Raw genomic sequence first — 6,013 nt, 5'->3', positions numbered from 1 at the left:
GCCAAACTTATTGCCCGATAGCATATCGTCAATGGCCGCAGCGGCTTCTTCCTGCGTTTGTGCGATGATCACACCTTTACCTGCTGCTAAGCCATCAGCCTTGATAACAACAGGCAGGCCAAGTGTTTGCGCGAAGGCTTTTGCCGGTGCGGTTTCAGTAAAGTTCTGGTAAGCGGCGGTTGGGATCTTGTGGCGCGCTAAAAAGTCTTTGGCAAAGGCTTTAGAGCTTTCCAGCTGAGCGGCTGCTTGGGTTGGGCCAAAAATAGCCAGGCCTTCTGCCCGAAAAGCGTCAACAACGCCTTTTGCCAGTGGCGCTTCGGGGCCGACGATAGTCAGGCCGATGTCTTCTGCTTTGGCAAACGCCAGCAGCGCATTAACATCATCCGCTGCTATCGCAACATTGGTCAGCTTACTTTCGCGTGCTGTGCCGGCATTCCCCGGTGCAACAAACACTTTGCTAGCCAGTGGTGACTGCGCCGCTTTCCAGGCCAGAGCATGTTCGCGGCCACCGCCGCCAATTACCAGTACTTTCATTTAACTTTCCGTCTGTTATGCAATAAAAAATTATTCTGTTTTCGCTGGTTTACGGAATTTAAGCGTCATACGATCGCTCTCACCAATAGCCAGATATTTGGTTCTGTCCTGCTCTTTTAACCGCAGTACCGGTGGCAGTGTCCAGACGCCACCTGAGTAATCGGCGGTATCTTTCGGGTTAGCATTGACTTCGCTACTGCCTTCAAAAACAAACCCGGCTTTTTGCGCCAGTTCAATCGCCAGCTGCTGTGGGAAATAACCGGTTTTAACCCAGTCACCGCTTGCTTTGTCGGCAGGTAAACGGTGTTCCACCACGCCCAGCACACCGCCCGGTTTTAACGCTTTATAAAAGTCTTTAAAAATGGCGACCATGCCGTCATTGCCGCCACTGTTATACCAGTTGTGCAGGTTACGGAATGTCAATACCACATCGGCGCTGCCGGCAGGCGCTATGGCACTGCTGTTGCCTGGGGCAAATTCGGTTAGCTGTACCCGGTTATAGACAGGATCGCTTGCCAGTTTTTCAGCAAAGGCTGCGCGGTTGCGCTTGTAATAATCTGAATCGGTCTCTGCCGGGAAGTGCGCGGCGTAGTAGGTACCGTGCGCCGCCAGTAGCGGTGCCAGAATTTCAGTGTACCAGCCACCGCCGGGGGAAATTTCTACCACAGTACTGTCTGGTTTTACGTCGAAGAAGGCCAGTGTTTCGACCGGATGACGGTATTGATCCCTGGCGGCATTCTCAGCGCTGCGATTGTGATGTTTAACAGCCATTTGCAAAGCGTCGGCGGCATCATCTGCCAGAGTTAACGGGCTTAACAGAAGAGCAGACAGCATAGTAACGAGTTTTATGGTTTTCATCTTCGTGGTTCCCTGTGGTAAAAGTGGCGCTAGTGTAGCAAAAGCCTGCAGAAAAAGCAGGCGCGCTGCAGATTAATCCGCACTGAGTGGATGGCCAGACTGCTAATTTCTCATCAACAATTGCCTAAGGCTGTGGTAGAATGCCCGCCCTTTTATGCGGGATGCCTTATGTTAGATCAAATCCGTATTATTCTTGTCGGCACAACTCACACCGGTAACATCGGCTCGGTCGCGCGCGCGATGAAAACCATGGGCTTGTCGCAGTTATACCTGGTTGCCCCGAAAGAGCTGCCTGATGGCCAGGCCTATGCGCTGTCGGCCGGAGCAAGCGATATTCTGGCCAATGCCAAAGTGTTTGATACGCTACAGCAAGCAATTACTGATTGCCCGCTGGTGATCGGTAGCAGTGCGCGTTCGCGCACGTTAAGCTGGCCGATGTTGGAACCGCGTGAATGCGGTGTGATGGCAGTTAAAGAGGCCGCGACACATCCGGTAGCACTGGTGTTTGGCCGTGAAAGCAGCGGTCTGACAAATGAAGAGCTGCAGCTGTGTAATTACCATGTTTGTATTCCGGCTAACCCGGAGTACAGCTCGCTGAACCTGGCGATGGCGGTACAAATTGTCACTTATGAAGTACGGATGGCGTATCTGCAAACGCAAACCGCAGCGGTCAGCAGCGACGAAACTGCCTATCCGACTAATGAGCAGCTGGCCAGTTTTTATCAGCACCTGGAAGATACCCTGAATGAAACCGGCTTTATTATCAAGCAGCATCCGGGCGTGGTGATGACGAAGCTGAAGCGCCTGTTTACCCGGGCGCGGCCGGAAGAGGCGGAATACAATATACTGCGCGGTATTTTAACGTCGGTGCAGCGTTATGGCGCCAATGCCAAAGGTGACAAGGAGTAGAGCATGTTTGCCGGTATCAGAGAAGATATCAAAAGTGTGTTTGAACGCGACCCGGCTGCCCGCAGCAGCTTTGAGGTGCTAACCAATTATCCCGGCTTACACGCTATCTGGTGGCACAGACTCAGCCACAAGCTTTGGCGTGCAAACTGGAAATGGCTGGCACGGTTTTTAAGTACGCTAGCGCGCTGGCTTACCGGGGTGGAAATTCACCCCGGCGCCAAGATTGGCCGGCGTTTTTTTATCGATCACGGTATGGGCGTGGTGATTGGTGAAACGGCAGAGATTGGTGATGATGTGACGCTGTATCATGGTGTAACGCTGGGGGGAACCAGCTGGAATCCGGGCAAGCGTCATCCGACCCTGGCAAACGGTGTGGTAATAGGTGCAGGGGCCAAAGTGCTGGGGCCTTTAATGGTGGGCGAAAATGCCCGTATTGGCTCTAACGCTGTTGTCGTCAAAGACGTACCTGCCGGCGCAACTGTCATTGGTATCCCTGGCCGCATCGTCGCGAAAGCCGATGTAGAAGTCAGTGATGGTCGTAAACAGCTGGCAAAGAAGTTTGGTTTTGATGCCTATGCCGTTGCCGCTGATAACCCGGATCCGGTAGCAAATGCCATAGGCCGGATGCTGGATCATATCCAGTTTCTCGACAACAAAGTCGGTGAGCTGTGTCATAGCGTCAACAAGCTCGGCGGCAATGTCTGCGAGCAGGTACCGGCGGTTGATATTGAAGAAGAAGACTTTAAGCTGGCCGAACAGCGGGCTGCGCAGCAGCGTAAGCGTGATGTCGAAGCCTTTGATCCGAATATTTAAACTGAACCTTAGCCCTGAATACCTGACTAAAGCAGTAGGTTATTAATACTTGACTAAAACAGTCAGGAAAGTAAAATAGTGCCAGTGTTTTCAGGGAGCAGACTATGAGATTAACGTCGAAAGGCCGCTATGCGGTAACGGCTATGCTGGATGTAGCCTTACACACAGCAACCGGGCCGGTGCCGCTGGCAGATATCTCCGAGCGTCAGGGCATTTCGTTGTCTTATCTTGAACAATTGTTTGCCCGGTTACGTAAACAAGGGTTAGTCAGCAGTGTGCGCGGCCCCGGCGGTGGTTATCAACTCGGCCGTGACGCAACAGCAATATCGGTCTCGGATGTGATCAGCGCTGTTGACGAGTCTGTCGACGCTACCCGTTGTCAGGGCAAGTCTGACTGCCACAGCGGCACCCGCTGTTTAACGCATACCCTGTGGAGCGATCTGAGTCATCGCATCGAAGATTTTCTGACTGGCATTACGCTGGGTGAGCTGGTGAACCAGCAGGATGTTCAGGCCCTGGCGAAGCGGCAGAACAACCGCATTGTAAAGAATCCGGCAACTGATATTGAAGTCAGCTGCCAGCTGTAGGCAACACGGAGCAAATAATGAAGCTACCTATTTATCTGGATTACGCTGCAACTACCCCGGTCGACCCACGGGTAGCAGAAAAAATGATGCAGTTTTTAACAATGGACGGCGAGTTTGGTAACCCGGCGTCGCGCTCGCATCGTTTTGGCTGGCAAGCGGAAGAAGCGGTAGAAATTGCCCGCAGTCAGATTGCCGAGCTGGTTAATGCTGACCCGCGCGAAATTGTGTTTACCTCAGGTGCGACGGAGTCAAATAACCTGGCGATTAAAGGTGCCGCTGATTTTTACCGTAAAAAGGGCAAGCACCTGATCACCGTTAAAACCGAACATAAAGCTACGCTGGACACTATGCGTCAGCTCGAGCGCGAAGGCTACGACGTTACTTATCTCGAGCCGCAGACCGATGGTATGGTTACCGTCGAGATGCTCGAAGCCGCTATTCGCCCCGACACCACTGTGATCAGCGTCATGTTTGTCAATAATGAAATCGGCGTGGTGCAGGATATTGCTGCTATTGGTGAGTTATGTCGCAGCAAAGGCATTGTGTTCCATGTCGACTCTGCGCAGGCTGCCGGTAAAGTGGAGATCGACCTGCAGACGCTGAAAGTGGATTTAATGTCGTTCTCAGCGCATAAAGTGTATGGCCCTAAAGGCATCGGTGCCTTGTTTGTGCGCCGTAAGCCACGTATCCGTTTAGAAGCGCAGATGCACGGTGGTGGTCATGAGCGTGGTATGCGTTCTGGTACGCTGCCAACACATCAGATTGTTGGTATGGGTGAAGCGTTTCGCATTGCTAAACTGGAAATGGCGGAAGAAAACCAACGCATTACCGCGCTGCGCGACCGCTTGCTGGAAGGCGTTAAGGATATCGAACAGGTATTTTTAAATGGTAACCGTGAACACCGCGTACCTCAGATCACCAACATCAGCTTTAACTACGTTGAAGGCGAGTCGCTGATTATGGCGTTAAAAGATATCGCCGTGTCGTCGGGTTCTGCCTGTACCTCTGCCAGCCTGGAACCGTCTTATGTACTGCGGGCGCTTGGCATGAGTGATGAACTGGCGCACAGTTCTATCCGTTTCAGTATCGGCCGTTACACCACGGAGCAGCAGATTGATCACACCATTAAAATTGTGCATCAGGCGATTGAAAAACTGCGTGCTATGTCGCCATTGTGGGACATGTATAAAGATGGCGTCGATTTAAACACTGTAGCCTGGGTTGCGCATTAAGCGCGCTGGCTGCACACAGAGGTAACTATTATGGCTTACAGTAATAAAGTAATCGATCACTACGAAAACCCGCGTAACGTGGGGTCTTTTGACAAAGACGATGCAGGCGTGGCTACCGGTATGGTCGGTGCGCCGGCCTGTGGTGACGTAATGAAACTGCAGATCAAAGTTAACGCGGACGGCATTATTGAAGATGCCAAATTTAAGACCTATGGCTGCGGCAGTGCTATCGCGTCCAGTTCACTGGTTACTGAGTGGGTAAAAGGTAAAAGCCTGGATGAAGCCCAGCAGATTAAGAACACTGATATTGCGCAGGAACTGGCGTTGCCTCCGGTGAAAATTCACTGTTCTATTCTGGCCGAAGATGCGATTAAAGCCGCTATTGCTGACTATAAGCAAAAGCACGGGAGCTAAGCAGTATGGCGATCTCGATGACACCGGCCGCTGCAGATCGGGTACGCAACTTTCTGCACAACCGTGGTAAAGGTATCGGCTTGCGGGTAGGCGTTAAAACCACCGGCTGTTCTGGCCTGGCGTATGTGCTTGAGTTTGTCGATACGTTAAACGATGACGATCAGGTGTTTGAGCAGGACAATCTGAAGCTGATTGTTGATGGCAAGAGCCTGGTCTATATCGACGGTACCCAGCTGGATTTCGTCAAAGAAGGCCTGAACGAAGGGTTCCAGTTTAATAACCCGAACGTTAACGGTGAATGTGGCTGTGGCGAAAGCTTCACGGTTTAAGCACGTACTTTAACTAGTCAGGGGCCGGATGAATTACTTTCAGCTGTTTAATCTGCCGGCGAAGTTCGATCTCGATTTAACCGAGCTCGGGTCGCGTTATCTTAAACTGCAAAAGCAGTTCCATCCGGATCAACATAGTAGTGGCTCTGAACGCGACCGGCTGCTGGCTGTGCAACAGACGGCCAATATCAATGATGCGTATCATAGCCTGAAGCAGCCATTGCTTAGGGCTGAGCATCTGCTGGCACTGCGCGGGCTAAAAATAAGTCACGAGCAGCGCAGTTTTACCGATCCGATGTTTTTAATGCAGCAAATGGAACTGCGGGAACAGCTGGCG

The 6,013-nt window shown here is 51.9% G+C and carries 9 protein-coding genes; 7 read left to right on the top strand and 2 right to left on the bottom strand.

Annotation, left to right across the window (positions count from 1 at the left end; genetic code table 11):
- Together VIN66_RS07060 and VIN66_RS07055 are read right to left on the bottom strand one after the other, a co-directional pair.
- Positions 1-534, bottom strand: a 534-nt coding sequence (locus tag VIN66_RS07060; protein ID WP_414709872.1) for a phosphoribosylamine--glycine ligase, incomplete at its 3' end; no start/stop codon positions are given.
- A gap of 30 nt (positions 535-564) precedes the next feature.
- Positions 565-1,392, bottom strand: a complete 828-nt coding sequence (locus tag VIN66_RS07055; RefSeq protein WP_331923318.1) for a methyltransferase — start codon at positions 1,390-1,392, stop codon at positions 565-567.
- 168 nt (positions 1,393-1,560) lie between these two features.
- Here VIN66_RS07055 and trmJ point away from each other — a divergent pair, with 168 nt between their 5' ends.
- The 7 genes from trmJ to hscB all read left to right on the top strand — a co-directional run.
- The gene (gene trmJ / locus VIN66_RS07050; protein WP_331923317.1) at positions 1,561-2,301 is read left to right on the top strand and encodes a tRNA (cytosine(32)/uridine(32)-2'-O)-methyltransferase TrmJ; all 741 of its coding nucleotides are present in this window, start codon (positions 1,561-1,563) and stop codon (positions 2,299-2,301) included.
- A gap of 3 nt (positions 2,302-2,304) precedes the next feature.
- The gene (cysE, locus tag VIN66_RS07045) at positions 2,305-3,114 is read left to right on the top strand and encodes a serine O-acetyltransferase (protein WP_331923316.1); all 810 of its coding nucleotides are present in this window, start codon (positions 2,305-2,307) and stop codon (positions 3,112-3,114) included.
- 104 nt (positions 3,115-3,218) lie between these two features.
- Complete coding sequence (iscR, locus tag VIN66_RS07040) at positions 3,219-3,701, top strand: Fe-S cluster assembly transcriptional regulator IscR (RefSeq protein WP_134057688.1); 483 nt, start codon at positions 3,219-3,221, stop codon at positions 3,699-3,701.
- A gap of 17 nt (positions 3,702-3,718) precedes the next feature.
- Positions 3,719-4,933 (top strand): IscS subfamily cysteine desulfurase, encoded by a 1,215-nt coding sequence (locus VIN66_RS07035; RefSeq protein ID WP_331923315.1) that lies wholly within the window; start codon positions 3,719-3,721, stop codon positions 4,931-4,933.
- A gap of 30 nt (positions 4,934-4,963) precedes the next feature.
- Positions 4,964-5,347 carry a Fe-S cluster assembly scaffold IscU gene (gene iscU / locus VIN66_RS07030; protein ID WP_134057684.1) on the top strand — a complete coding sequence of 128 codons (384 nt, stop codon included), beginning with the start codon at positions 4,964-4,966 and terminating at the stop codon, positions 5,345-5,347.
- Positions 5,348-5,352: 5 nt separating this feature from the next.
- Entirely contained in the window at positions 5,353-5,676 is a 324-nt protein-coding gene (gene iscA, locus VIN66_RS07025; RefSeq protein ID WP_331923314.1) for an iron-sulfur cluster assembly protein IscA, read from the top strand.
- Between the two features lie 28 nt (positions 5,677-5,704).
- Positions 5,705-6,013 (top strand): Fe-S protein assembly co-chaperone HscB (gene hscB / locus VIN66_RS07020; protein ID WP_331923313.1); only part of this gene is annotated, 309 nt, incomplete at its 3' end.

The sequence above is a fragment of the Rheinheimera sp. genome, assembly GCF_036568245.1.
Classification (GTDB): Bacteria; Pseudomonadota; Gammaproteobacteria; order Enterobacterales; family Alteromonadaceae; genus Alishewanella.
This window is presented reverse-complemented; position numbering and strand designations above follow the sequence as displayed.

Bases quoted from the DNA above. Each gene is read 5' to 3' on its own strand.
- iscR (WP_134057688.1), top strand. From the start codon at position 3,219: ATGAGATTAACGTCGAAAGGCCGCTATGCGGTAACGGCTATGCTGGAT.
- iscA (WP_331923314.1), top strand. From the start codon at position 5,353: ATGGCGATCTCGATGACACCGGCCGCTGCAGATCGGGTACGCAACTTT.
- trmJ (WP_331923317.1), top strand. From the start codon at position 1,561: ATGTTAGATCAAATCCGTATTATTCTTGTCGGCACAACTCACACCGGT.
- VIN66_RS07035 (WP_331923315.1), top strand. From the start codon at position 3,719: ATGAAGCTACCTATTTATCTGGATTACGCTGCAACTACCCCGGTCGAC.
- cysE (WP_331923316.1), top strand. From the start codon at position 2,305: ATGTTTGCCGGTATCAGAGAAGATATCAAAAGTGTGTTTGAACGCGAC.
- iscU (WP_134057684.1), top strand. From the start codon at position 4,964: ATGGCTTACAGTAATAAAGTAATCGATCACTACGAAAACCCGCGTAAC.
- VIN66_RS07055 (WP_331923318.1), bottom strand. From the start codon at position 1,392: ATGAAAACCATAAAACTCGTTACTATGCTGTCTGCTCTTCTGTTAAGC.